This is a genomic window from Aeromonas sp. Y318-1, assembly GCF_027706125.1.
GTDB classification, from domain to species: Bacteria; Pseudomonadota; Gammaproteobacteria; order Enterobacterales; family Aeromonadaceae; genus Aeromonas; species Aeromonas hydrophila.
Window position 1 is genome coordinate 174,008 of the sequence record NZ_JAPDCM010000007.1, and the last position, 24,085, is coordinate 198,092.

Sequence of the window (24,085 nt, forward strand, 5' to 3'; positions counted from 1 at the left end):
ACCAGAGTTAAAAAGTTGCTATCTGACGGCAAAGAGTGTTGTTATGCGCCTGTTAACTGATAAAATGCAGCCACTTTTGTAATGGACTACCTTTCCAGGCTTCTCTCGATCAGACTTGTTGAGAGCCTATGTGTGGCACAGGGATGTTTGCCAACGCTGATGCCAAATTCGCGATAATCCGACCTGACATTCATACCCAGGATGACGTAATAAATTTTCAGGACCGGTCGGGTAACGCCAAAGAGTGTTAAAATTTAGATAACTAACTGATAAGAATCTGGGAATACTCATGCAAACACCACACATTCTGATCGTCGAAGACGAACTGGTCACTCGCAATACCCTGAAAAGCATCTTCGAGGCAGAGGGCTATATCGTGCTCGAAGCCAACAATGGCGACGAGATGCATCAGGCTCTGACTTCCCACACCATCAATCTGGTGATCATGGACATCAACCTGCCGGGCAAGAATGGCCTGCTGCTGGCACGCGAGCTGCGTGAGGACGACAACATCGCCCTGATGTTCCTGACCGGTCGTGACAACGAAGTGGACAAGATCCTGGGTCTGGAGATCGGTGCCGACGATTACATCACCAAGCCGTTCAACCCCCGTGAGCTGACCATCCGTGCCCGCAACCTGCTGAGCCGCACCATGAACGTGGCCGCCGGTGGCGAAGAGAAGAAGCTGGTGGAGCGTTACCTGTTCAACGGCTGGGCTCTGGACATCAACAGCCGCGCCCTGGTCAGCCCGGCTGGCGACATGTTCAAGCTGCCGCGCTCCGAGTTCCGCGCCATGCTGCACTTCTGCGAAAACCCGGGCCAGATCCAGACCCGCGCCGAGCTGCTCAAGAAGATGACCGGCCGTGAGCTCAAGCCCCACGACCGCACCGTGGATGTCACCATCCGCCGCATCCGCAAGCACTTCGAGAGCGTCAACGACACTCCGGAGATCATCGCCACCATCCACGGCGAAGGCTATCGCTTCTGCGGCGAGCTGGAGCAGGAGTAATCCTCCCTCCCCCGAGTTGAAAAGGCGCCGATGGCGCCTTTTCCATTTCTGCGCCATCCAGCTTGGTCAAGCTGGCACTATTGCCGGCATCAAAAAACAGACAACAAAAAGCCCACTCGCAGGAGTGGGCTTTTTGCATGAAGGCTGGAGCGGGCAGCGGGAATCGAACCCGCATCATCAGCTTGGAAGGCTGAGGTAATAGCCATTATACGATGCCCGCCTGGCATCAAAACTTGCTTGGTGTGATGGGGAAACCCCACGACAGACAGCCGTTTCGGCTGAGGTGACAACGGCCTTGACCGTCATCTGGAATTTGGAGCGGGTGATGGGAATCGAACCCACGTATGCAGCTTGGGAAGCTACCGTTCTACCATTGAACTACACCCGCGTCAGGGCCTCTACTATATGCATTTTGCCGCCGAGCGCAATCACCTCGATACGGTTTTTTACCGTAAATCAATCTGTTCGACCAACTAATGAGCAGCAAGCCGCTTTTTCAATCAACCGTTTTCACAAGCCGGAATTTACAAGGTTGCCAAGCCTGGGGGGCGAGGATAGTCTTGCGCCACTCGACGCGAGGATGGTGGTAATGGATAAAAAAACGCAAAAACGACTCTATGGCTGGTTGCGCAATCAATCGAGCCACGGCCGGCGCTGGATCGGCCTCTCCATCGGCTTTGGCCTGGGTCAGGGCATCCTGATGGTGGTGCAGGCCTGGCTGCTGGCCACCCTGCTGCACGGTTTCATCATCGAAGGCAGCACGCCGGCGCAATCCATTCCCCTCTTCATCGCCCTGCTGCTGGTTACCCTCGGCAAGGCGGTGCTGGCCTATGGCCGTGAAGTAGCCAGCTTCAAGGCCGGCAGCGCGGTGCGCCAGGCCATCCGCGAGCTGGTGCTCACCCGCCTCGGCCGCTTGGGGCCGGCCTACATCCAGCGTCGACCGGCCGGCAGCTGGGCCAGCCTGCTGCTGGAGCAGATTGAAAACATGCAGGATTTCTTCTCCCGCTATCTGCCGCAGATGGCGATTGCCGTGTTCATTCCGGTGGTGATCCTGGTGGCCGTGTTCCCGGTCAACTGGGCCGCAGGACTGATCCTGCTGGGCACGGCGCCCCTCATTCCCCTCTTCATGATCCTGGTGGGGGTCGGCGCCGCCGATGCCAACCGCCGCAACTTCCAGGCGCTGGCCCGTCTCTCCGGCCACTTCCTCGATCGCCTGAAGGGGCTGCGCACCCTGCAGCTCTTCATGCGCACCCAGGCGGAAGGGGATGCCATTCGCGATGCGTCGGAAGATTTTCGCGAACGCACCATGGAGGTGCTGCGCCTTGCCTTCCTCAGTACCGCCGTGCTGGAGTTCTTCGCCGCCCTCTCGGTGGCGCTGGTGGCCGTCTACTTCGGTTTCTCCTATATCGATCACCTGAACTTCGGCCACTATGGCAGCAAAGTCACTTTGTTTACCGGCCTGTTCGTGCTGTTTCTGGCCCCCGAGTTCTATGCCCCGCTGCGCGAACTCGGCGCCCACTACCACGCCAAGGCACAGGCCATCGGCGCCGCCGAACAGCTGCTGGAGTTCCTCGAAGCCGAGGTGACGGAACCCGCCTCAGGCAATGCGCCCTTCCATGCCGACGCCCCCATCAAGGTAGAGGCCAAAGGCCTTGAAGTGCTGAGCGCCGAGGGCAAGGTGCTGGTCGGTCCCATCGACTTCACCCTGGCGTCCGGCTCGCGCACCGCCCTCATCGGCATCAGCGGCGCCGGCAAGAGCTCGCTGGTCAATGCCCTGCTCGGCTTTGCCCCCTATCGCGGCGAGCTCAAGGTCAACGGCCAGGAGCTGGCCAGCCTCGACATGAGCCAGTGGCGCCGCCAGCTGGGCTGGCTCTCCCAGAACCCGCAGCTGTTCCATGCCTCGCTGCGCGACAACCTGCTGCTGGCCAACCCATCCGCCAGTGACAGCGAACTGGAGGAGGCCCTGAAACGGGCTCAGGCGTGGGAGTTTGCCATGGAAAAGGGGCTCGATTATGCGGTGGGGGATCAGGCCGGTGGCCTCTCGGTCGGCCAGGCCCAGCGCCTCGCCCTGGCCCGTACCCTGCTCAAGTCCACCCAGCTGATGGTGCTGGACGAACCGACCGCCAGCCTGGATCGCCACTCCGAGCGTGCCATCATGACCACGCTGGAACAGGCCGCAGCAGGCCAGACCCTGCTGATGATCACTCACCGCATCGACCAGCTCACCAAGATGGATCAGATCCTGGTGCTGGAGCGCGGCAAGCTGGTGGAGCAGGGCAGCTTCCAGCAACTGAGTACCGCACAGGGGCCGTTCGCCCGCCTGCTCTCCCAACGTAACGAGGGTTCTCTCGATGACTGATCTCTTGCCGTTTCTGCGCCTCTATCGCCAGCACTGGCTGAGCCTCTCCCTCGGCCTGCTGCTGGCCCTGGTGACCCTGGTCGCCGGGATGGGACTGCTGTCGCTCTCCGGCTGGTTCCTTTCCGCCGCCGCCGTGGCGGGGATGGCGGTCGCCAGTCGCGACACCTTCAACTACATGACGCCGGCTGGCGGGGTACGCTTCTTCTCCATCATCCGCACCGCCGGCCGCTGGGGTGAGCGGGTGGTGAGCCACGACGCCACCTTCCGGGTGCTGACCCGGTTGCGGGTCTGGTTCTGGCAAAAGCTCTCGCCGCTCTCCACCGGTGCCCTGGCAGGCTTTCGCCAGGCGGACCTGCTCAACCGGCTGGTGGCCGACATCGACGCCATGGACCACGTCTACCTGCGGCTGGTCACCCCCATCGGCGCGGCCCTGCTCAGCACCGCCGGCCTGGTGTTCTTCCTCTCGCTGTTAGATGCCGACCTGGCGCTGATACTGGGCGCCATCCTGCTGTTCGGCATGCTGGCCCTGCCGCTGGTGTTCTACTTCCTCGGCCGCCAGCCCGGTCGCCAGCTGATCGCCGAGAAGTCCAACCTGCGTACCCGTCTGGTGGACTATCTGGACGGTCAGGCCGAGCTGCAGATGTTTGCCGCCGCCCCCCGGGCGCGCGACGAGCTGCAGCAGGCCGAGCAGGCGCTGATCCAGGCCCAGGCCCGCATGGCCCGGGTGAGCGGGCTGGCCAACTGCTCGGTGCAACTGCTGAGCGGCTGGACCCTCACCCTGATGCTGTGGCTGGCCGGCCACGGGGTAGCAGGCGCCGCGCCGGATCCCATCACGGCGCTGATGGTGTTCGCCACCCTGGCCAGCTTCGAGGCGCTGATGCCGCTGGCCGGCGCTTTCCAGCACCTCTCCACCAGCCTCACCTCTGCCCGCCGCCTCAACGAGATCCTGCAGGAGGCCAAGGCCCCCGAGTGGGGCCATGAAGAGCGCCACGCGCCGCAGGGTGCGCTGCAGATAAGCGACCTCTATTTCAGCTACCCAGGCAACCCGCAGCCGGTGCTGCGCGGCTGTACCCTGCAGTTGCAGGCCGGTGAAAAGCTGGCGCTGCTGGGCCAGACCGGCTGCGGCAAATCGACCCTGATGGGACTGCTGACCCGCGAATGGAACCCGCAGGCCGGCAAGATCCAGCTCGATGGCAAGCCGCTCACCGACTACAGCGAAGGAGCGCTGCGCGCCTCCCTCTCGGTGGTGAGCCAGCGGGTGCACCTGTTTGCCGATACCCTGCGCGGCAACCTCAAGCTGGCCGCCCCCCATGCCAGTGACGAGCAGCTGGTGCAGGTGCTGACCCAGGTTGGCCTTGCCAACCTGCTGGAAGATGACAACGGCCACAGCGACAGCGGGCTCGATGCCTGGCTGGGGGATGGCGGCCGGCCGCTCTCCGGTGGCGAGCGCCGCCGCATCGGCATCGCCCGCGCCCTGCTGCACGACGCGCCGCTCTGGCTGCTGGATGAGCCGACCGAGGGGCTCGACAGCCAGACCGAGCGGGAGATCATGGATCTGCTGTTCAAGCTGGGGGCTGATCGCACCCTGCTGCTCATCTCCCACCGTTTGCTGGGGCTGGAGCAGATGGACCGGATCGCCCTGATGGAAGAGGGTCAGATCCGCCTCTGCGCCCCCCATCAGACGCTGCTGGCGGACGACTACTACCGCAGCCTGCATCAGCGGCTGGCGCCGGCCTGATGAGCAACGAGAGAGGGGCGCCCGCTGCGCCTCTCTCTCATGACAGCAGGCCAGTCATCTTTGCCGGCAGCGTGAAGCTGCACGGGCAACACACGGCCGGATCCTGGTCACACCCCGCCCATACGGCTAAAAATGGGGCTGGTCGACACCGTCGACTGGCCCCTATAATGGTTCCTTCGTTATTCCACAAGATGCCGACATGGAGCGCCTGCGCCTTGCTACTGTCCTCATCACCGACACAAGATACGAGACGATGAAACGCCTGATCCTGATGATGCCCCTGATTGCCTCCGGCTGCGCCGACTTTGCCTTCAACAGCAATCTGGACAAAGAGAACTTCGACGAGTACTTCAAGCCGGGCAGCGTTCAGATCTATGAACAGGGCCAGCTGGCCGATCTCAACTACCTCTATCTCGGCACCGTCGAAGGGGAGTCCTGCCAGAGCGATGCCAAGCAGCCGATCCCCAACGCCGGCGAGGCCCGTACCCTGGCTCGCCGCCGCGTGGCCGACATGGGTGGCAACGGCGTCACCTTCGACAAGTGCGCCGAATTCAGCGACACCCCGGGCTGCCTGAAGCAGGTGATCTGCTACGGCCAGGCGCTGAAAGTCGCCACCGAGAAATAAGCGTCAACGGTAAGGAGCCTGCATGGCACTGGCCATCGTTCGCCTCGGCACGCCCCGCCTGCCCGACGAGGGACTGCGGATCGGCACCGTGCGCCGCCCGCCCCGCGGCGTGCCCAAAGCCGAGTTTGCCAGCCAGGATTGGTACGACGTCTGGTTCCCCAATCTCGCCCCCAGCAACGACACCATGAAGCTGGGCCAGGCTGCCGAGACGCCCGCCCAGTGGAGCGCCTTCTGCAAACAGTACAAGGCCGAGCTGGCCACTCCGGCCGCCAGGCACGATCTGGCGCTGCTGGCCGCCCTCTCCCACACCACCAACCTGTCGGTGGGCTGTTACTGCGAGCAGGAGTCCCGCTGTCATCGCGCCATCTTGCGCGAGCAACTGACCGCCGCCGGCGCCGCCATGCGCACCGAGTAGCTGCGCTCACGCCGAAAAGAAAAGGGCATCTCTCGATGCCCTTTTGCTTTGCTGCCGCACTTGCCGGCCACACTACCAGACAAGCTGACGCAGCCGCGTCTCCTGCTCGGCCGTGATGCCGGCGGCCACCGCGGCGTCCGGTGCGCCGGCCAGCCACTCAGCCACATCCGCCACCGTCTCCTCCAGCGGCCGAAAGTTGAGGCCCTGCACGATGGCCGCCTCGGCGCTGATGCGGCCATAACCGGCATACTCGGGCTGCTCATTGGGCAACAGGGTCGGATAGCTCTGCCAGGGCTCCACCCCGGCGGCCAGCAGTGCGGGCCAGGGTGCCCATTCGGGCACGATCGCAGTGGCGGGAGCCAGCCTGGCGGCCAGGCGATCCACCCAGTCGTTCAGTGCGATACCGGGCTTGACCAGATTGAAGATGCCGCTCAATTGCTGCTCGGCGGCCCGCAGCACAAACTCGGCGCAGTCGCGCACGTCCAGATATTGCAGCCGATCTTCCCCCTGCCCCGGCAGCAGCCAGGGGCCGCCCTGCTGCACCCGTTTCACCCACCAGGCCAGCCGACCGGTGGGATCATGGGGGCCGTACAAGACACCTGGGCGCAAAACGCAGAGTCGCTCGCCCCAACGGGCCCGATACGTGGCCTCGCACAGCACCTTGAGGGGACCGTAATCCTCCGGCATCTCCCCCTCGGCAATCGCGTGCAGCGGCGCCGACTCGTCCTGCCCCGGGTGGGCAAAGTCGCGATAGACGCTGATGGTGGAGATGAAGATCAACCGCTCGCAGCGCCCGAGCAGGGCGGCCGAGAGGCTCGCCGCCTGTTCGGGGCGATAGCAGCAGGTGTCGATGGCCAGATCCCAGCTTCCCTGATAGCGATGCAGCGGGGTCAGGTCCTGATCCCGGTCCCCCTGCAGTTGGCTGAGCTCGCGCCAGTCCGGGTGCTGGCGTCGGCCGCGATTGAACAAGGTCACCTCGTGGCCCCAATCCAGCGCCAGCGCAGTGAGATGGCGCCCCAGAAATCCGGTGCCGCCGATGATCAGCAGTTTCATCCCTGTCTCTCCTGTGCGGCGCGGCCCCTCTCCTGCGGTCACGCCGGTTGTAGCGAGCCGCCCTGCTGGCGGACGCGCCTTTCACTCATCCTGCGCCCACCCTACGCAACTTGGCGGCGCGATACAGCCCCGAAGCGGCCGGGATGGGAGCGGGATCACGGCAAGCATGCAGCCACCGGCCGGCGGGCAAGCCTGCGTTTTGAGGGCCGCTGTGCTACATTGCCGGGGTTTTCAGTCAGGATCCGCCATGAAGTTCGAAATCGACACCCTGGGTATCATCCGCTCTCCCTACAAGGAGAAGTTCGCCATCCCGCGCCAGCCCGGTCTGGTCAAATCGGCCCGCGCCCGCCTCGAGCTGCAGCCCCCCTACGATCAGCCGGACGTGCTGCGCGGCATCGAGCAATTCTCCCACCTCTGGCTCAGCTTCGTGTTTCACCAGACCATGGCGCAGGGCTGGCACCCAACGGTGCGCCCGCCGCGCCTGGGCGGCAACGAGCGGGTCGGGGTGTTTGCCACCCGTTCCACCTTTCGCCCCAACCCGCTCGGCCTCTCGGTGGTCGAGCTGCACGGGGTCGGTCGTGAGCGCGGCAAACTCTGGCTCGAGCTGGGGGCGGTGGACCTGCTCGATGGCACCCCCATCGTCGACATCAAGCCCTATATCCCGTATGCCGACAGCCTGCCGGATGCTCGCGGCGGGTTCGCCCCCGATGCCCCCACCCCGCCGCTGGCGGTGAATTTCAGCCCCGAGGCGGAGCAGCTGCTGCAACCCTGGCTCAAGGCCCACCCCGAGCTGCGCCTGCTGGTGAGCGAAGTGCTGGCCCAGGATCCGCGCCCCGCCTACAAGAAGGGCAAGCCGGACGACAAGGAGTACGGCGTCAGGCTGTTTGACTGCAACGTACGCTTTCGCATCAGCGAGCCCAGTTGCCTAGTGCTCGCCATCGAGCCGGCCCAGTGAGCCAGCCATAAAAAAACCACCCGTTCGGGTGGTTTTTTGTTGCTTGCCGCTGCTCGGCCCCCTTACAAACGGGTGAGCAGCAGGCTGCCGATGGAGTAACCGGCGCCGAACGAGCAGAGCACGCCGCGGGCCCCGGTGGGAAGGTCGCCGCTGTGAAGGTGGAACGCAATGATGGAGCCTGCCGAGCTGGTGTTGCCGTAGCTGTCGAGAATGACCGGCGCCTCTTCTTGGCTCGCGTCGTGGCCCAGCAGCTTGCGGGCGATAAACTGGTTCATGGTGAGGTTGGCCTGATGGAGCCAGAGCCGGCTGAGGGAATCTGCAGCCCAGCCCTGCTCATCGAGCTGGCCGGCAATCTGGTCACACACCAGCGGCAGCACCTCCTTGAACACCTTGCGCCCCTGCTGGCGAAACAGCTTGTCATCGCCGTAGCGGGTGCGCGGGCTGAGCCGATTGAGGAAGCCGAAGTTGTTGCGGATGTTGTTGGAGTACTGAGTCACCAGCTTGCTGGCCACCAGTTGCCAGGGGTTGGCCACCTTGCAATCGGCCTCCCGCTCCAGCAGCACGGCGGTACAGGCGTCGCCGAAGATGAAGTGACTATCCCTATCGCGGAAGTTGAGGTGCCCCGAGCAGATCTCCGGGTTGACCACCAGCGCCAGTTTGGCGCTGCCAGCCGCCAGCATGTCTGCGGCGGTCTTGATGCCGAAGGTGGCGGAGGAGCAGGCCACGTTCATGTCAAACGCCATACCGCTCGCCCCCAGATAGTGCTGCAGCTCGATGGCCAGGGCCGGATAGGGGCGCGGCATGTTGGAGGCGGCGACGATCACCAGATCGATCTCGCCGGGCTCGCGACCGGCGGCGATCAGCGCCTGCTCGGCGGCGGCCACCGCCATCTCCACCATGATGGAGGGCTTGTCATCGGGTCGCTCGGGCAGCAGCGGCTGCATGATGTCTGGGTCCAGCACCCCCTCCTTGCTCACCAGATAGCGGCTCTTGATGCCGGAGGCCTTCTCGATGAACTCGCTGCTCGAATGCTGCTTGGCGGGCAGCTGGCCGGCGTCGATGGCGGAGGCGTTCTCCTCGTTGTAGAGATCCACGTACTGGTTGAAGGCGGCCACCAGTTCTTCATTGCTGACGGCAAAGGGAGGGGTATAGAGGCCTGAGCCACTGATCACGATAGAGGTCATCTTTGCTCCTCGCCGGGTTCACTCCCGGCTTGTTGGTCTGTTCGGGTAGAGAGGGTCACAGCTGGTCGATAGCCGCAGCCAGACCCGCCAGGGTCAACGGGTGCATGCGCCCGCCGATCAATTCGTTCATCAGCTTGATGGAGGGATGCCAGAGCCACTCCCGGCGCGGGGTGGGGTTGATCCACACCAGCTTGGGAAAGTGCTGCTGCAGGCGGGCCAGCCACACCTGGCCGGCCTCCTCGTTCCAATACTCGACGCTGCCGCCGGGCCAGGTGATCTCATAGGGGCCCATGGTGGCATCCCCCACCAGGATCACCTTGTAGTCGCTGCCGTAGGTGCGCAGCAGGCGCAGGGTATCGAAGCGCGCCTCGTGCCGGCGGGCGTTGTCCTGCCAGACGAAGTCGTAGAGACAGTTGTGAAAATAGAAGTACTCCAGATGCTTGAACTCGTGGCGCAGGGCCGAGAAGAGGCGCTGCACCTCGGCCACGTGGGCATCCATGGATCCCCCCACGTCGAAGAAGACCAGCAGCTTGACCCCGTTGTGGCGCTCGGGTCTGAGCTTCACATCGAGCCAGCCCTGTCTGGCCGTGCTCTGGATGGTGTCGTCGAGATCCAGCTCGTCGGGGTTGCCCTTGCGCACCCAGCGCCTGAGCTTGCGCAGCGCCAGCTGGATGGCCCGTTGCCCCAGCGGTGAATCGTCGCTGAAGTTGCGATAGTGGCGCGCCTCCCACACCTTGACCGCCTTGCCATGCTGGCCCTCTCCCCCCATGCGCACTCCTTCCGGGTGAAAACCGCCGTGGCCGAACGGGCTGCTGCCCCCCGTACCCACCCACTTGTTGCCGCCGGCGTGACGCTCTTTCTGTTCGCTTAACCGCTGATTGAGGGTCGCCAGCAGTTGGTCGAGTCCGCCGAGGGATGTGAGCAATGCCTTCTCCTCGGCGCTCAATAGCCGCTCGAACTCCTGGCGCAGCCACTCCTCGGGCAGGCTCTCCGGCAACAGGGGGATGGCGGCCAACCCCTCGTAATACTCGGCGAAGGCGCGATCGAAGCGATCATAGTGCGCCTCGTCTTTCACCAGCAGGCAGCGGGAAAGCTGGTAGAACTCGTCCATGTCGAGACTGGCCAGCCGGGCTGCCAGCCCCGCGTGCAAGTCCAGCAGTTCACGCAGACTGCAGGGGAGCTTGTGGCGGCGCAGGTGGGTAAAAAAGTCGATCAGCATCAGTCAGCTGCCGCGTCTGGCCAGAAAGGCGAGCTTCTCAAAGAGATGCAGGTCCTGCTCGGTCTTGAGCAGGGCGCCGTAGAGGGCGGGCACCAGCTTGCCCGGCTCGCGGGTGCGCATCGCCTCGGGGGCGATGTCGTCGGCCAACAGCAGCCGGATCCAGTCCAGCAGCTCCGAGGTGGACGGCTTCTTGCGCAGCCCCTCTACCTCGCGCAACTCGAAGAAGAGATCCATCGCCTCGCCGAGCAGGCTCTCCTTGAGGTCGGGGTAGTGGAGCTTGACGATGGCCTGCATCTCGGCCTTGTCGGGGAAGCGGATGTAGTGGAAGAAGCAGCGGCGCAGGAAGGCGTCCGGCAGCTCCTTCTCATTGTTGGAGGTGATGATGACCACCGGCCGCTGCTGGGCCTTGACTCGCTCGCCGGTCTCGTAGACGTCGAACTCCATCCGATCCAGCTCCTGCAGCAGATCGTTGGGGAACTCGATGTCCGCCTTGTCGATTTCATCGATGAGCAGCACCGGGCGCTGGTCGGCAGTGAAGGCCTGCCACAGTTTGCCACGACGGATGTAGTGGCTGATCTCCCCTACCCTGGGGTCGCCGAGCTGGGAGTCGCGCAGCCTGGCCACCGCATCGTACTCATAGAGCCCCTGCTGGGCTTTGGTAGTGGATTTGATGTGCCAGGCGATAAGCTCGGTGCCCAGATGGCGGGCCACCGCTTCGGCCAGCTCGGTCTTGCCTGTGCCGGGTTCCCCTTTGATAAGCAAAGGCTTTTCCAGCACGATGGCGGCATTGACCGCCATCTTGAGCGATTCAGAGGCGAGATAGCGATCGCTTCCTGCAAATCCCATAACGTCCATTCCTTTGACGATGAAAGACCTTTTTGAGATCGAGGCCTCAATAAGAAAGAATAAGCTCTATATCTTGTAATAACATATTGTTATAACAAATCGTCACTTCTCATTCAGAAACCACAGGGTAATCTTGTTTCATCGCCGTAACAAACAGGGATAGCACCATGAGCAAAATTTTTGAGGACAACAGCCAGACCATAGGTCACACCCCGCTGGTTCGTCTCAACCGTGTTACCAAGGGCCGCGTGCTGGCCAAGATTGAGAGCCGTAACCCGAGCTTCAGCGTCAAGTGCCGCATCGGCGCCAACCTGATCTGGGATGCCGAGAAACGCGGCGTCCTCACCAAGGGCAAGGAGATCATCGAACCAACCAGCGGTAACACGGGTATTGCTCTGGCCTTCGTGGCCGCCGCCCGTGGCTATCCCATCACATTGACCATGCCGGCCACCATGAGCCTGGAGCGCCGCAAGCTGCTCAAGGCACTCGGCGCCAATCTGGTGCTGACCGAAGGGCCGCTCGGCATGAAGGGCGCCATTGCCAAGGCCAATGAGATCCTCGAGTCCGAGCCGGGCAAATACGTGCTGCTGCAACAGTTTGAAAACCCCGCCAACCCGGAAATCCACGAGAAGACCACAGGCCCCGAGATCTGGGACGCCACCGACGGTCAGGTGGATGTGTTCGTGGCTGGCGTCGGCACCGGCGGCACCATCACGGGTGTCTCTCGCTACCTGAAACAGACCAAGGGCAAGGCGGTGGTCTCCGTCGCCGTCGAGCCGAGCGAATCACCGGTGATCAGCCAGCGTCTGGCCGGCCTTGAAATCAAACCCGGTCCCCACAAAATCCAGGGCATCGGTGCCGGCTTCATCCCGGGCAACCTGGACCTCACCCTGCTGGATCGCGTCGAGCAGGTGAACAGCGATGATGCTATCGAGATGGCTCGCCGCCTGATGGAAGAGGAAGGGATCCTGGCCGGGATCAGCTCAGGCGCCGCCGTGGTGGCCGCAGCCCGCCTCGCCGAACTGCCGGAGTTTGCCGACAAGACCATCGTCGTCATTCTGCCGAGCGCCGCCGAGCGTTACCTCTCCAGCGCCCTGTTTGCCGGGGTGTTCAGCGAGCAGGAACTGCAGCAATAAGTGATCGGATTATTTCAAAACAACGGCGCTCCCAGGAGCGCCGTTTCTTTATGAGCTAGACTGAGCACTTGGCAGCGCCAGTCGACCCCTTATTTTTCGGGGTAAAATAACAAGCAACCCAGCGACAAAAAAAGCAGACATTCTGTGATAAATCTCATATCCTGTGCCGCGTCACGAGGTGTTTGCCGACTAGGTATCACAAAGTAACAAAGTGTTATTTTTCGTTATAAAATAATTTCAAACCAGCATTGACGCGGCTTGTAGAGCGATAACGGAAAAGAGTTGAGGCAGACACCGAATACTGCACAGAAAATTGACCTGGATTAAACCATTGCAGGTCTGATTTCGTTACTTTACAACATATCCATACTGACACGGTGCGAGAAGGAAGCGTCAAAAGCATCCCTCACACCAAAAAATATCAATAATATGGGGTGAAACCATGTACGAGAAGTCTGTTGTTATTACTGCTGAAAACGGCCTGCACACCCGTCCGGCAGCTCAGTTCGTGAAAGAAGCCAAAGAATTCCAAAGCGAGATCACTGTGGTCTCCGGTGGCAAATCCGCCAGCGCCAAGAGCCTGTTCAAGCTGCAGACCCTGGGCCTGACCAAAGGCACCAACGTGACCATCCAGGCCGACGGCCCGGACGCTCAGAAAGCCGTTGAGAAGCTGGTTGCCCTGATGGACGAGCTGGAGTAATCCAGCTTTATTCCTCCCCCACAGTCGTTTTAATAGGAAGGATTATGATATCTGGCATTCTTGCGTCCCCCGGTATCGCATTCGGCAAGGCGCTTCTTCTGAAAGAAGATGAAATCGTTATCAATCAGGGCAAAATCGCTGCCGAACAGATTGATGCCGAAATCAACCGCTTCCTCGAAGCCCGCACCAAGTCAGCCGCACAGCTGGAAGCCATCAAAGAGATGGCTGGTCGCACCTTCGGTGAAGAAAAAGAGGCCATCTTCGAAGGCCACATCATGCTGCTCGAAGATGAAGAGCTGGAAGGGGATATCAGATCCTTCATCAAAGACAACAAGGCCACCGCTGACAAGGCCATCTACGAGGTCATCGAGCAGTACGCGAAGATGATGGCCGAGCTGGATGATCCCTATCTGCGCGAGCGCGCCACCGACTTCCGTGACATCGGTACCCGTCTGGTCAAGAACGTACTGGGCATCGCCGTTGTCAACCTGAGCACCATCGACGAAGAGGTGATCCTGGTCGCCAAAGACCTGACCCCGTCCGAAACCGCTCAGATCAACCTGAAATACGTGCTGGGTTTCGTCACCGACATCGGTGGCCGTACTTCCCACACCTCCATCATGGCCCGCTCCCTGGAGCTGCCGGCCATCGTGGGTACCAACGACATCACCGAGCGCGTCAAGAATGGTGACGTGCTGGTGCTGGACGCGATCAACAACCAGATCATCATCAATCCGACAGCCGAACAACTGAACGAAGCCAAGCAATTCCAGGCCCAGTTCCAGGCCGAGAAAGATGAACTGGCCAAACTGAAAGATCTGCCTGCCATCACGCTGGATGGCCATCAGGTCGAAGTGTGCGCCAACATCGGTACCGTCAAGGATACCGAAGGTGCCATCCGCAACGGCGCCGAAGGCGTGGGTCTGTACCGTACCGAGTTCCTGTTCATGGACCGTGACGCGCTGCCGACCGAAGACGAGCAGTTCAAAGCCTACAAAGAAGTGGCCGAAGCGATGCCGGATCAGCCGATCATCGTGCGCACCATGGACATCGGCGGCGACAAAGAACTGCCCTACATGAATTTCCCGAAAGAGATGAACCCCTTCCTGGGCTGGCGTGCCGTGCGGATCTTCTTCGATCGCGCCGACATCATGCACGCCCAGCTGCGGGCCATCCTGCGTGCGTCTGCCTTCGGCAAACTGCGCATCATGTTCCCGATGATCATCTCTGTCGAAGAGTTCCGCAGCCTGAAGGCTACCGTAGAGACGCTGAAAGCCGAACTGCGTACCGAAGGCAAAGCCTTTGATGAATCCATCGAAGTGGGTATCATGATCGAGACCCCGGCTGCTGCCGTGATGGCTCATCATCTGGCCAAGGAAGTGGATTTCTTCAGTATCGGTACCAACGACCTGACCCAGTACACCCTGGCTGTCGACCGCGGTAACGAGATGATTTCCGCCATGTACAACCCGCTGTCACCCTCCGTCCTGACGCTGATCAAGATGGTTATCGATGCATCCCACGCCGAAGGCAAGTGGACCGGTATGTGTGGTGAACTGGCTGGTGACGAGCGTGCCACCCTGCTGCTGCTGGGTATGGGTCTGGATGAGTTCTCCATGAGCGCCATCTCTGTACCGCGTATCAAGAAGCTTATCCGCAACACCAACTTCGAAGATGTGAAGGCCATGGCTGATCAAGCGCTGAGCTTTGCCACCGCCGCCGAAATCGAAGCCTGTGTAGATAACTTTATTAAGCAGAAGGCAGTCTGCTAAGATCGGCTGCAAACAGCGACAATCATCTCTAGGAGCTTTTACTATGGGTCTGTTTGATAAACTGAAGAAACTGGTTTCCGATGACAGTTCTGATACCGGCGGCATCGAAATCTTTGCCCCGCTGTCAGGCGAAATCGTACCGATCGAAGATGTGCCCGACGTAGTCTTCGCCGAGAAGATCGTCGGCGACGGCATCGCCATCAAGCCGGCTGGCAACAAGATGGTTGCTCCGTGCGACGGCACCATCGGCAAGATCTTCGAGACCAACCACGCGTTCTCGCTGGAATCCGACTCTGGTATCGAGCTGTTCGTTCACTTCGGTATCGACACCGTTGAACTGAAAGGCGAAGGCTTCAAGCGCATCGCCCAGGAAGGTCAGCAGGTCAAGCGCGGTGACACCATCATCGAGTTCGATCTGGCCGTTCTGGAAGCCAAAGCCAAATCTACCCTGACTCCGGTGGTCATCTCCAACATGGACGAGATCAAAGAGCTGGTGAAGATGACGGGTGCCGTGACCGTGGGCGAGACCCCGGTGATCCGCATCAAAAAATAAGGCCACATGGGCCCAGAGCCCGTCGCCGCAACAAAAAACCGAAGCCCTGGCTTCGGTTTTTTTATGGGCGTTTTCCGGCTAGGCCCTGCCAAATACCACCCGGTTGCGGCCGTTGGTCTTGGCCTGGTAGAGCGCCTTGTCCGCCACCTGCAACAGACTGTCGATGCCCTGTCCCTCCTCCTGGGTGGCACAACCCAGGCTAACCGTCAGGGAGAAGTGCTCTCCCTGCCAGCCCACGGCATGGCCGACAAACTGCCGGCGCAACTGCTCGGCTCGCTCGACCACCTGTTCGGCATCCATCCCAGGCAGGATCAACAGGAACTCCTCCCCGCCCCAGCGGGCCAGATGCTCTGCGGGCTGCAGCTGCCGCGTCATGATGCGGGCCACCTCGCACAACGCCGCATCCCCGGCGGGATGGCCATAGCGATCATTGATCTGCTTGAAGTGGTCGATATCGCAGAGGATCACCGAGAAGGGCTCCCCCCGCAGCCAGAGCGCCTGCAACTGCTGGCCGGCGGCACGCCGATTGCCGAGCTCGGTCAGCGGATCGGTGCAGGAGAGCCGGCTCACCTCCTCTATCATGCAGTGCAGGTCGTGAATGTCACGCAGCGTCACTATGTGCCAGCCCGGCATGGCATCGGCCGTCAGCTGGGCCGTGATGGTAAACCAGCGCCGCTGGCCGTTCTTGCAGTAGAGACAGGCGCTCATCTCGGCCACCGCCGCGCCGTTGGCCAGGCTGGTCATCACCGCCTGGTTCCAGCGCTCAATCGCCTGGGCCCTGCTCTCTTCATCGCGATAGACGGTGGCAAACCAGCTGGCCATGTCGGGCAGATCCGTCAGATCGTAACCCAGCTGAGTCACGAAGGCCCGGTTCACGAACCTGTGATGACGGGCCGGGATCTCCGACAGTCGGGTGGGTATGCTGCCCAGCGTCTCGCTGCAGGCGGATTCCGAAATCAGGATCGGAAACGGGATCACGTCGAAGGAGCGAAACAGGATTTGCTGCAGCTCGGTCAGGATCACAGGATCGGTGATGTTCAAGGTAACTCCTTTACCAAGGTACCGTTCCAAGGTAAGTGAGCGCTGATCGCGGGTAAAGCGCTCATTGCGCGGCTCTGACCGCCTTGGTCGCAGCATTTTCTCCCGGTTGCCACTCCTGATAGGGACCGTGAATGCCGGAGTAGATCTTGTCGAGCTGACCGGAGGCTCTGAGCCGCTCGATGGACTGGGTCAGGAAGCGGTCGACCGCATCCCCTTTCGGCCCCTTGGGGATGATGAACACATCGTCGAACTCACCGAAATAGACCCGGTGGATATTGGTCAGCCCCATCTTGCGCAGGGTGAAATCCGCCTCCTCCTGCGCCCACAGAAAAGCATCGATGCGGCCCCGGCTCAACTTGCCGAGGGATTGCTCGAGCGAGAGGGAACGCTTGACCGAGAAGGGCCAGAAGTCGGTCACCCCCTCGATGAGCAGATCCCGCTTGGTGTACTCGTAACCCAGCACCATGGCGGGAGTAATGGGCGCCGCACTGTTGCTGTAGAGCACGTGGGTCACCTTGCCAAAGGTCGCCGAGCTGAAGCGATAGGGCAGCATGGACTCGTCGATGTAGGGGTTGCGCAGCGCCGGCAGGTTGAAGTCCGCCTCCCCCACCACCACGCTGCGGGTGGCACGGGACATGGGATAGACCATCACGCTCACCTCCACCCCGTCATCCAGCCCGGCGATGGCCTTGACCAGGTCGACGAAGGGACCTGTGCCGTTGGAATCGATAAGCCCCGGCAACAAACCAAGATAGGCTGAAAAATGAGTCGGTCGGCCAGGTTCTGCCGCAGCCAGCCGCTCCTCGTCAACCCCCGTCATCCCCAGCAGCATGGCCAGCAGCATCAAGCCTGCCAGCACGCCCACTCTCAGATGCTTCATGATGCAACCCCTCACCAGCAGGGCCAGCATGGTCCTGTTGATCAGAAGCATAGACTCGGCACAGAGCGTGTCGGGCGAGTTGCAAATAAGATGTTAAAAAACACACCGAGATCAAGGTTTTGACACATCTGCGCGGTAACATGAAAAGGAATGGTGCGGGGGCAGGATGCCCGATGCGACCACCCTTGATGCAATGCGAGCCCCGAGAAGGATATGAGCATGTTGAAAAATACCGAACAACGTTATGGCAGCCTGAGCATAGGGCTGCACTGGTTGACCCTGCTGCTGATGATCGCCGTCTATGCGCTGATGGAGTTCAGGGACATCTTCCCCAAAGGGTCGGCCGGCCGCGACCTGATGAAGGAGTTTCACTTCATGGTGGGTCTGCTGATCCTGGCGCTGGTGGTCGTGCGCCTGCTGGTGCGCGTGGGTAGCCCCTCACCGCGTATCGTGCCCGAGCTCTCCCCCCTGATGCTCACGCTGGCCAAGCTCGCCCACCTGGCACTCTATGGCTTCCTGATCCTCACCCCGCTGCTGGGCTGGCTGCTGCTGAGCGCAGGCGGCAAGCCCATCCCCTTCTTCGGCCTGGAACTCCCCGCCCTCATCGCCCCCGACGACGGCCTGAAGGGCACCATCAAGGAGCTGCACGAGACGCTGGCCAACATTGGCTATGCGCTGATTGCCCTGCACGCGGCGGCAGCCATCTACCACCACCATGTGCTCAAGGACAACACCCTGACCAATATGCTGCCCGAGCGCAAATAACCGGCGACAGGTTGCACACCAACAAACAGGCCCCTTTGACAGGGGCCTGTTTGTTCATGGATGGTCATGAGCGACCCGTCGTCATCCGGGCAGTACCACCCGGCTTTCACCGCCGCCGAGGGCCTCCACCCGCACCTGCACGCCGATCCGCTCCACCAGGGTCTGCACGTGGGAGATGACCCCGATCTGGCGGCCGGCCGCCTGCAGGGAGTCGAGGCTGGAGAGCGCCAGATCCAGGCTGTCAGGATCGAGCGTGCCAAAGCCCTCGTCGATGAACAACGATTCAACCTGGGTCTGGCGCGACGACAGGCTGGAGAGGGCCAGCGCCAGCGCCAGCGACACCAGGAAGCTCTCGCCGCCGGAGAGGGAGTCCACCGAGCGCACCTCGTCCCCCATGTCGAGATCCACCACCTGTAGCGCCAGATCGGTGCCGGGCACCCGCTCCAGTCGATAGCGGGGGGAGAGCTCGGCGAGCTGGGCGTTGGCCTCCAGCAGCAACCGCTCCAGCGTGAGGCTCTGGGCGAAGGTGCGCAGCTTGGCGCCGCTGGCCGAGCCGATAAGGTCGGATAGGCGCTGCCAGTGATCCGCCACCGCCTGCTGGGCGGCCAGCTCCTCCTGCAAAGAACCCGCCTTGAGGGCCGCCGCCTCGGCCTGGGCCAGCGTGCTCTTGCACTGGAACAGCTGCTCGTCGAGGGTGCGGCAGTGCGCCTCCAGCGCCGTCAGCCGGCTGTCGAGCTCCTGCGGCGCCAACGCGGCCAGCTCGGGGTGATGCTCGCGGTAACGATCCAGCTTGCTCTCCTCCAGCGCCAGCGCCCGCTGCCGCTCGGTCAAACGGGTTCGCGCCTCGGCGCGGGCATCCTCCAGCGCCTGCAAGGCGGCGCGGCGCGCCTTGAGTTCATCCGGGCTCATGGCCAGCAGGCGGCGCAGGTCGTATTCGGCGATGCCGAGGCTGCTGGCGTGGGCAGCCCAGCGCCCCAGCACCTCCCGCCGCCGCCGACTGCTCACCTGCTTCTCCTGCTCCAGATGGCTGAGACGGGTCTTGAGCTCGGTCTGGCGCTCGCGCAGGGCGCGGGCCGCCCCCTGCATCGTCTCCAGCTCGCTGGCCAGCTGCTGCAGCCGCTGCTGCCAGCGGCTTTCGACCAGGGCAATCTCCTCCCCCCCCAGACAGGTGGCACGGCTGGTAACCAGCCCCTGTCGTTGCTGTTCATGCTCCTTGTAGTCGCGCTCGAGCTTGTGCAGCAGCTCGCGCTGGGTCTGCAGGCGTGCCTCCTGGGCGCTCAGGGCCGGCGTGAGGCTGGCAATCTCGCCGGTCAGCCGCTCCCACTCACTCTGGCCGTGCAGCCAGGCCTCGCAGGCCCGCTGCCACTCGTGCCACTGCTGGCTGCCCAGCCACTGATGCCAGGGCTGGCCTCCCATCTGCTCATCGAGCCGGCTGCCTCCCTGCTCAAGGCGCTGGCGCAGGGTCGTTTCCTGCTCGCCCATCGCCTTCACCTCCCCTTCCAGGGCGATGCGCTGGCGGTCGGCCTCCTGCCACTGCTGCTCGAACTGCTGGTGCTGACTGGCCAGCTGACTCAGCTGCTGGCGCACGGCCTGCAACTGCTGCTGGCCGAGCTGGGCCTCGCGCAGCTGCTGCTGGCTGCGGGCCAGCCCCTGCTCCAGACTCTGGCCGCGGCCGAGCAGGGTACTCATCAATTCGTTCCACTCGATCGGGCTCTGACGCAGCGGCAGCGGATGGCCCAGCAGTTCGGCACCGCCCAGTTGCTGCCAGCGCTGGGTCAGCTGCTCGGCGCGCGTCTCCAGCTCAGGCAGATGTTGCTGACGCACCGCCAGCTGGCGGGCCAGCTCCTGGCGCTCGCTCTCGCACTGAATGTATTGGTGATTGAGTCGCTCCCACTCGAGCTCCAGGCTGCGGACGCGCTCCGCCAACTGCCCCAGAATGCCCGCCACCTGTGGCTGGCTCTGGTGATAGGGGTGCTCCTCGGCGCCGCAGAGTGGGCAAGGTTCACCGTCGCGCAGGATGTGGCGATGCTGCTCGAAACTGGCGATGGCACGGGACTGTTCCAGTGCGTGACGCGCCTCGTCCCGTTGCAGGGCGAGCCGCTCGCGGGCTGGCGTCAGCTCGTCGCCGAGGATGGCCAGCTTGCCGAGCGCCTGCTCCAGCTGGGCGATCTCCTGCTGCAGGCGACCATGCTGCTCGCCGTGATTGCGGCCATAGTCGGCCAGCTCCAGCAGCTGGCGCAGCTGGCCCAGCTGCTCGGTCTGCCCTTGCCACTGCTCCTGCGCCTTGGCCAGGCGCCCCTCCCACTGCTGCTCCTGCAGCTCGTGCTGTTGCTGCTGCAGCCGCTCCTGCTCGCGCTGCCAGTAGTCGCGCTCCTGCTGCCCCTGCTCCAGCTGGTGCTGCAACTGCCTGAGGGCGCGCAGCTTGTGTTCGCGCAGGGTAAGGAGCTGCTGCAGCCTGTCGGCATCCTCGGCCCAATCCTGCATGGCGGTGAGCAGGGGTTGCCACTGGCGGGCCACCGGCGCCAGCTCCTTGTGCTCCTCAAGCCAGGCGCCCCACTGCTGGTGCTGGGCCTTGAGCTGCTCCACCTGCTGGCGCTGCTGGCGCCAGCCCTGCTCCAGAGTGAGCTGGACTTCCCGCTCCTGCGCCCCCTCCTGCTGGATCTTCTGCAGTTGCTGCTGCTTTTCCCGAATGCGGGTGTCGAGCTCCTGCGCCCGTTTGAGCTCGGGCTGCAGAGCGCCCCACTCGCGCTCGGCGGCGATCTTTTCCGCCAGCAGCTGCTGTTCGGTGAGGGCGCTCTGCTGGGTCTGCTCCTCCAGCTTGCCAAGTTCGGGACCAAGCTCGGCCAGCGCCTTCTCCTGCTGCTGCACCTCCAGGGTGAGGCGGGCCAGCTCGTCGTGATCGGCGCGGGCCACCTGGGCCAGCTCGGCGCGGGCGAACTCCTCGCGCTCGGGGGCGGCCGCACCATGGGCCGCCTCGGCCGCGGCAAGGGCCGCCTCTCCCTCCTGACAGGCCTGCAACTGGGCGGCAATGCGGCCATTGAGATCGCGCAAGTCCTGCATCAGCTGCTGCTGCTGCTGCTCGTGTTTGAGGCTGGTAGCGAGGCTCACCTGCTGGCTCACCCACTGCTCGCGAGTCGCCTCGTCCATCAGCGCCACGTCGCCGAGCCGCTGGCTGATGGCGGCCAGTTTCTGCTGCTCCTCCCGCGCCCGTTCATGGGTCTGGACCGAGATGGCGGAGTAGAGCTCGGTGCCGGTCATCCGTTCGAGCAGGGCCGAACGCTCGTCGGCGCTCGATTTGAGGAAGGCGGCAAACTCCCCCTGTGGCAGGATGACGGCGCGGCGAAACTGCTCCCAGGAAAGCCCCACCAGCTCGTCGATGCGATCCTGCAGCTCCCGCTTGCTGCCACTGAACACCTGGCCCGACGCTACGTCGGTCAGGCTGCGCTCCTGGGCCTGAAAGCGCCCCTCGGCGCGGTTGCGGGCCCGACGCACCGCCCAGCGGGCCAGCCAGACGCGGCCGTCACAGCCGCGAAACTGCACCTCGGCAAAACCGCTGGCGTGGCCGCGGCTGAGGATGCCGCGCACGTCGTTGGCCTTGAGCTTCTCCTCGTCATCCATGCGGCCCACTTCGGCCACGTTCTTGCGGTTGGCGATGAAGCGCGGCATCTCGTCGTAGAGCGCCAGACAGATGGCATCGAGCAGGGTGCTCTTGCCGGCGCCGGTATTGCCGGTGATGGCAAACAGGCCGGCGGCCCCCAGGGCGCCACCAGCAAAATCGATGGTGAATTGACCGGTCAGGCTGGCAAGGTTCTCACCACTCAAAGAGAGGATCTTCATACGCCACACGCCTCCATCCATACCGACCCGATATCGCGCATGCTCTTGCCCCCATCAGCCCGGGTATTGCCGGTGATGGCAAACAGGCCGGAAATCCCTAGGGCGCCACCGGCAAAATCGATGGTAAAGGGGCCGGTCAGGCTGGCCAGATTCTCCCCTGACAGCGACAAGATTTTCATGCATTTGCCTCCTTCACCTGCTCCAAAATCTCTTCAAACGACGCTACCAGCTCGGCCTCCGGCTCCCCGTCGAACTGACGCTGATAGCAGAGGCGAAACACCTCGGTGGGGGAGAGCTCATCGAGCCGGCGCTGGCCGGCACCATCCGCCAGCCCCTGGCCCGAGCCCTGATAACTGGTCGTGATGCGGGCAAGGCGCACCGGCTTGTCACCGATGGCGGCCAGCACACGCTCGCGGATGCGGGCCTCGGGTTTGGGCAGCAGCAGCCGCACCTCGAGGAAGGGCTGCGCCTGCTGCGGGCAAGCGGGCAGCGCCAGCGCCTCGATGGCCCGGAGCGCCTCGTCGAGACCGCTCTGGGGCAGCCGGATCATCTCCACCGCGCGGGGCACCGGGATCCGCTCAAGCCGGGCCAGCTTGCCCCCCTCAAACGTCACCTCCAGCACCTGATGGTTGTAGTTCGCCTCGGCCAGTGAGAGCGGCAGCGGCGAGCCGCTGTAGTGCACCCCCTCGGCCGGGCTCTGAGCCAGGTGCAGATGACCCAGCGCCGTGTAGTCGGCGGCGGCAAACAGCTCGGCAGGCAGGGCATGCTGGTTGCCGCCGAGCACCCGCCGCTCGGAGAGCTCGGAGAGCTGGCCCGCCGCCAGATAGGCGTGGCCCATGGCGATGAGGGCCTGATCCGGATGGCAGCGCGCACGCCCCTCGCTCAGCACCGCCTCATAGACCTGGCGTACCCCTTCGATCAGTCTGTCCTGCCCCTCGCTGAGCCCGTCGGGGCGCAGATCGCTGCTGCGCAGAAACGGCACGGCGGCGCACCAGGCGGCCACCTCGCCATCCTTGCCTCGCAGCGGCACCAGCAGACGCTCGGTCTCGAGCTGCCCCTCGTCGTCCCGGCTGATACTGCCCACCAGATGCAGGTCGAAGGCGCGCAGCAGCTCGTGGGGGGCATCCAGCTTGGAGGGAGAGTCGTGGTTGCCGCCGATCAGCACCATCTCCAGTGCCGGGTGCTCGGCGCGCAGACGCGCCAGAAAGCGGTAGAGCTGCTGCCAGGCGCTGGCGGGGGGGTTGGCGGTATCGAACAGGTCGCCCGCCACCAGCAGGGCGTCGATGTCGCGGCGCTTGATGGTGTCTGCCAGCCAGTCGAGAAAGGCGTCGTGTTCAAAACGGCGATCGTGGCCATGGAGTTGATGGCCAAGATGCCAGTCGGCGGTATGCAGGATCTTCATGAAAAACGGCTCGTATGGAGGAGGTGTCAGCGGCACCCGATGCAGACAAGATGAGGATATGCCTCCCCTTTTTCAAGCCATACCCGGCGCGGCCGGCAGATTCAGGCGGGCTCGCAGCACATCTGGTACTGGGGATGACCGGTGAGAGGATCGGCCACCTCCCCCTCGATCACGAAACCGTGGCGACGATAGAAGCGCACCGCCAGATCGTTTTCCACGAACACCCGCGCATGCAGCCGGGCCCCCTTGGATTTGGCCTCCTGCAGCAGGGCATGGCCCACTCCCCGCCCCTGGCGGTCGGGGCGCACAAAGAGGGCCGCCAGGTAGTCATCCACCAGCGCCATGAAACCGAGCAGCTCGCCGCGCTCCTCGAACACCCAGATGCGGGCGTGATCGAGATAGCGGGTGCGCAGATCTTCCTGGGCCTGCCACCAGCAGGAAGCATCGACAAAGTCGTGGGCCTGCAGGGAGGCCAGCAACCAGATTTCGACGATCTCGTCCATGTCGTCGGACCGACTCGCCCTCAGCATATTGGTATCCTTGTTAACAACCTGAACATCCGCAGTCTAGGGGAGTTTGATGACGGCTTTGGGGAC

General features: G+C 63.1%; 20 protein-coding genes, 2 tRNA genes and 1 pseudogene. 11 read left to right on the forward strand and 12 right to left on the reverse strand.

The window, feature by feature from the left end; genetic code table 11:
- Window positions 1-289 precede the first annotated feature (289 nt).
- The gene (gene arcA, locus OKB87_RS12475) at window positions 290-1,009 is read left to right on the forward strand and encodes a two-component system response regulator ArcA (protein ID WP_011706824.1); all 720 of its coding nucleotides are present in this window, start codon (window positions 290-292) and stop codon (window positions 1,007-1,009) included.
- Between the two features lie 145 nt (window positions 1,010-1,154).
- Here the strand turns inward: arcA and OKB87_RS12480 are convergent.
- Together OKB87_RS12480 and OKB87_RS12485 are read right to left on the reverse strand one after the other, a co-directional pair.
- Window positions 1,155-1,229, reverse strand: a tRNA-Gly gene (locus OKB87_RS12480).
- A 94-nt stretch (window positions 1,230-1,323) separates the two neighbouring features.
- A tRNA-Gly gene (locus tag OKB87_RS12485) sits at window positions 1,324-1,397 on the reverse strand.
- Between the two features lie 201 nt (window positions 1,398-1,598).
- Between OKB87_RS12485 and cydD the strand changes: the two genes are divergently transcribed.
- From cydD to OKB87_RS12505, 4 genes are all read left to right on the forward strand, one after another.
- Window positions 1,599-3,368: a heme ABC transporter permease/ATP-binding protein CydD gene (gene cydD / locus OKB87_RS12490; RefSeq protein WP_270827621.1), complete on the forward strand. Its 1,770-nt coding sequence runs from the start codon at window positions 1,599-1,601 to the stop codon at window positions 3,366-3,368.
- Window positions 3,361-5,106, forward strand: a complete 1,746-nt coding sequence (gene cydC / locus OKB87_RS12495; RefSeq protein ID WP_270827622.1) for a heme ABC transporter ATP-binding protein/permease CydC — start codon at window positions 3,361-3,363, stop codon at window positions 5,104-5,106. Before cydD ends, cydC begins: the two co-directional genes overlap by 8 nt.
- Window positions 5,107-5,359: 253 nt before the next feature.
- Window positions 5,360-5,731 (forward strand): Rcs stress response system protein RcsF, encoded by a 372-nt coding sequence (rcsF, locus tag OKB87_RS12500; protein WP_010633326.1) that lies wholly within the window; start codon window positions 5,360-5,362, stop codon window positions 5,729-5,731.
- Between the two features lie 22 nt (window positions 5,732-5,753).
- On the forward strand, window positions 5,754-6,146 hold the full coding sequence (locus OKB87_RS12505; protein WP_270800428.1) for a DUF488 domain-containing protein: 393 nt from the start codon (window positions 5,754-5,756) through the stop codon (window positions 6,144-6,146).
- A 72-nt stretch (window positions 6,147-6,218) separates the two neighbouring features.
- Here the strand turns inward: OKB87_RS12505 and OKB87_RS12510 are convergent, their stop codons facing one another.
- Complete coding sequence (locus OKB87_RS12510; protein WP_270827623.1) at window positions 6,219-7,199, reverse strand: NAD-dependent epimerase/dehydratase family protein; 981 nt, start codon at window positions 7,197-7,199, stop codon at window positions 6,219-6,221.
- A 247-nt stretch (window positions 7,200-7,446) separates the two neighbouring features.
- Here OKB87_RS12510 and tsaA point away from each other — a divergent pair, with 247 nt between their 5' ends.
- Window positions 7,447-8,154 carry a tRNA (N6-threonylcarbamoyladenosine(37)-N6)-methyltransferase TrmO gene (gene tsaA / locus OKB87_RS12515; protein WP_270827624.1) on the forward strand — a complete coding sequence of 236 codons (708 nt, stop codon included), beginning with the start codon at window positions 7,447-7,449 and terminating at the stop codon, window positions 8,152-8,154.
- A gap of 62 nt (window positions 8,155-8,216) precedes the next feature.
- Here the strand turns inward: tsaA and OKB87_RS12520 are convergent, their stop codons facing one another.
- From OKB87_RS12520 to OKB87_RS12530, 3 genes are read right to left on the reverse strand one after another with little or no spacing between them, the layout of a single operon-like run.
- The gene (locus OKB87_RS12520) at window positions 8,217-9,338 is read right to left on the reverse strand and encodes a beta-ketoacyl-ACP synthase III (protein WP_270827625.1); all 1,122 of its coding nucleotides are present in this window, start codon (window positions 9,336-9,338) and stop codon (window positions 8,217-8,219) included.
- A gap of 55 nt (window positions 9,339-9,393) precedes the next feature.
- Window positions 9,394-10,557 carry a vWA domain-containing protein gene (locus tag OKB87_RS12525; RefSeq protein ID WP_270827626.1) on the reverse strand — a complete coding sequence of 388 codons (1,164 nt, stop codon included), beginning with the start codon at window positions 10,555-10,557 and terminating at the stop codon, window positions 9,394-9,396.
- A gap of 3 nt (window positions 10,558-10,560) precedes the next feature.
- Window positions 10,561-11,403 (reverse strand): AAA family ATPase, encoded by an 843-nt coding sequence (locus OKB87_RS12530; RefSeq protein WP_270827627.1) that lies wholly within the window; start codon window positions 11,401-11,403, stop codon window positions 10,561-10,563.
- Between the two features lie 167 nt (window positions 11,404-11,570).
- Between OKB87_RS12530 and cysK the strand changes: the two genes are divergently transcribed.
- The 4 genes from cysK to crr all read left to right on the forward strand — a co-directional run bounded on the left by cysK (window position 11,571) and on the right by crr (window position 15,564).
- Window positions 11,571-12,539 (forward strand): cysteine synthase A, encoded by a 969-nt coding sequence (gene cysK / locus OKB87_RS12535; protein WP_011706833.1) that lies wholly within the window; start codon window positions 11,571-11,573, stop codon window positions 12,537-12,539.
- Between the two features lie 442 nt (window positions 12,540-12,981).
- Window positions 12,982-13,239, forward strand: a complete 258-nt coding sequence (locus OKB87_RS12540) for an HPr family phosphocarrier protein (protein WP_005303128.1) — start codon at window positions 12,982-12,984, stop codon at window positions 13,237-13,239.
- A 44-nt stretch (window positions 13,240-13,283) separates the two neighbouring features.
- Window positions 13,284-15,011 carry a phosphoenolpyruvate-protein phosphotransferase PtsI gene (gene ptsI, locus OKB87_RS12545; protein ID WP_270827628.1) on the forward strand — a complete coding sequence of 576 codons (1,728 nt, stop codon included), beginning with the start codon at window positions 13,284-13,286 and terminating at the stop codon, window positions 15,009-15,011.
- Window positions 15,012-15,054: 43 nt separating this feature from the next.
- Window positions 15,055-15,564: a PTS glucose transporter subunit IIA gene (crr, locus tag OKB87_RS12550; protein WP_005303134.1), complete on the forward strand. Its 510-nt coding sequence runs from the start codon at window positions 15,055-15,057 to the stop codon at window positions 15,562-15,564.
- 78 nt (window positions 15,565-15,642) lie between these two features.
- Here crr and OKB87_RS12555 read toward each other — a convergent pair whose 3' ends face one another.
- Window positions 15,643-16,605, reverse strand: a complete 963-nt coding sequence (locus OKB87_RS12555) for a sensor domain-containing diguanylate cyclase (protein WP_270827629.1) — start codon at window positions 16,603-16,605, stop codon at window positions 15,643-15,645.
- 61 nt (window positions 16,606-16,666) lie between these two features.
- The gene (locus tag OKB87_RS12560; protein ID WP_201974596.1) at window positions 16,667-17,485 is read right to left on the reverse strand and encodes an ABC transporter substrate-binding protein; all 819 of its coding nucleotides are present in this window, start codon (window positions 17,483-17,485) and stop codon (window positions 16,667-16,669) included.
- A 219-nt stretch (window positions 17,486-17,704) separates the two neighbouring features.
- Here OKB87_RS12560 and OKB87_RS12565 point away from each other — a divergent pair, with 219 nt between their 5' ends.
- On the forward strand, window positions 17,705-18,250 hold the full coding sequence (locus OKB87_RS12565) for a cytochrome b (RefSeq protein WP_049047367.1): 546 nt from the start codon (window positions 17,705-17,707) through the stop codon (window positions 18,248-18,250).
- A gap of 81 nt (window positions 18,251-18,331) precedes the next feature.
- Here OKB87_RS12565 and OKB87_RS12570 read toward each other — a convergent pair whose 3' ends face one another.
- From OKB87_RS12570 to OKB87_RS12585, 4 genes and pseudogenes are all read right to left on the reverse strand, one after another.
- Window positions 18,332-22,087, reverse strand: a complete 3,756-nt coding sequence (locus tag OKB87_RS12570) for an AAA family ATPase (protein ID WP_270827630.1) — start codon at window positions 22,085-22,087, stop codon at window positions 18,332-18,334.
- A 41-nt stretch (window positions 22,088-22,128) separates the two neighbouring features.
- A pseudogene (locus OKB87_RS12575) lies at window positions 22,129-22,266 on the reverse strand (exonuclease SbcC); the annotation flags it as partial.
- A complete protein-coding gene (locus OKB87_RS12580; protein WP_270827631.1) occupies window positions 22,263-23,489 on the reverse strand; it encodes an exonuclease SbcCD subunit D C-terminal domain-containing protein in 1,227 nt (408 codons plus the stop codon). The pseudogene OKB87_RS12575 and the gene OKB87_RS12580, both read right to left, overlap by 4 nt.
- Before the next feature lie 101 nt (window positions 23,490-23,590).
- The gene (locus OKB87_RS12585) at window positions 23,591-24,019 is read right to left on the reverse strand and encodes a GNAT family N-acetyltransferase (RefSeq protein WP_011706840.1); all 429 of its coding nucleotides are present in this window, start codon (window positions 24,017-24,019) and stop codon (window positions 23,591-23,593) included.
- Window positions 24,020-24,085 lie beyond the last annotated feature (66 nt).

Excerpts from the sequence above, each read along its gene's own strand:
- arcA (WP_011706824.1), top strand. The coding sequence starts at position 290 with ATGCAAACACCACACATTCTGATCGTCGAAGACGAACTGGTCACTCGC.
- cydD (WP_270827621.1), top strand. The coding sequence starts at position 1,599 with ATGGATAAAAAAACGCAAAAACGACTCTATGGCTGGTTGCGCAATCAA.
- cydC (WP_270827622.1), top strand. The coding sequence starts at position 3,361 with ATGACTGATCTCTTGCCGTTTCTGCGCCTCTATCGCCAGCACTGGCTG.
- rcsF (WP_010633326.1), top strand. The coding sequence starts at position 5,360 with ATGAAACGCCTGATCCTGATGATGCCCCTGATTGCCTCCGGCTGCGCC.
- OKB87_RS12505 (WP_270800428.1), top strand. The coding sequence starts at position 5,754 with ATGGCACTGGCCATCGTTCGCCTCGGCACGCCCCGCCTGCCCGACGAG.
- OKB87_RS12510 (WP_270827623.1), bottom strand. The coding sequence starts at position 7,199 with ATGAAACTGCTGATCATCGGCGGCACCGGATTTCTGGGGCGCCATCTC.
- tsaA (WP_270827624.1), top strand. The coding sequence starts at position 7,447 with ATGAAGTTCGAAATCGACACCCTGGGTATCATCCGCTCTCCCTACAAG.
- OKB87_RS12520 (WP_270827625.1), bottom strand. The coding sequence starts at position 9,338 with ATGACCTCTATCGTGATCAGTGGCTCAGGCCTCTATACCCCTCCCTTT.
- OKB87_RS12525 (WP_270827626.1), bottom strand. The coding sequence starts at position 10,557 with ATGCTGATCGACTTTTTTACCCACCTGCGCCGCCACAAGCTCCCCTGC.
- OKB87_RS12530 (WP_270827627.1), bottom strand. The coding sequence starts at position 11,403 with ATGGGATTTGCAGGAAGCGATCGCTATCTCGCCTCTGAATCGCTCAAG.
- cysK (WP_011706833.1), top strand. The coding sequence starts at position 11,571 with ATGAGCAAAATTTTTGAGGACAACAGCCAGACCATAGGTCACACCCCG.
- OKB87_RS12540 (WP_005303128.1), top strand. The coding sequence starts at position 12,982 with ATGTACGAGAAGTCTGTTGTTATTACTGCTGAAAACGGCCTGCACACC.
- ptsI (WP_270827628.1), top strand. The coding sequence starts at position 13,284 with ATGATATCTGGCATTCTTGCGTCCCCCGGTATCGCATTCGGCAAGGCG.
- crr (WP_005303134.1), top strand. The coding sequence starts at position 15,055 with ATGGGTCTGTTTGATAAACTGAAGAAACTGGTTTCCGATGACAGTTCT.
- OKB87_RS12560 (WP_201974596.1), bottom strand. The coding sequence starts at position 17,485 with ATGAAGCATCTGAGAGTGGGCGTGCTGGCAGGCTTGATGCTGCTGGCC.
- OKB87_RS12565 (WP_049047367.1), top strand. The coding sequence starts at position 17,705 with ATGTTGAAAAATACCGAACAACGTTATGGCAGCCTGAGCATAGGGCTG.
- OKB87_RS12570 (WP_270827630.1), bottom strand. The coding sequence starts at position 22,087 with ATGAAGATCCTCTCTTTGAGTGGTGAGAACCTTGCCAGCCTGACCGGT.
- OKB87_RS12580 (WP_270827631.1), bottom strand. The coding sequence starts at position 23,489 with ATGAAGATCCTGCATACCGCCGACTGGCATCTTGGCCATCAACTCCAT.
- OKB87_RS12585 (WP_011706840.1), bottom strand. The coding sequence starts at position 24,019 with ATGCTGAGGGCGAGTCGGTCCGACGACATGGACGAGATCGTCGAAATC.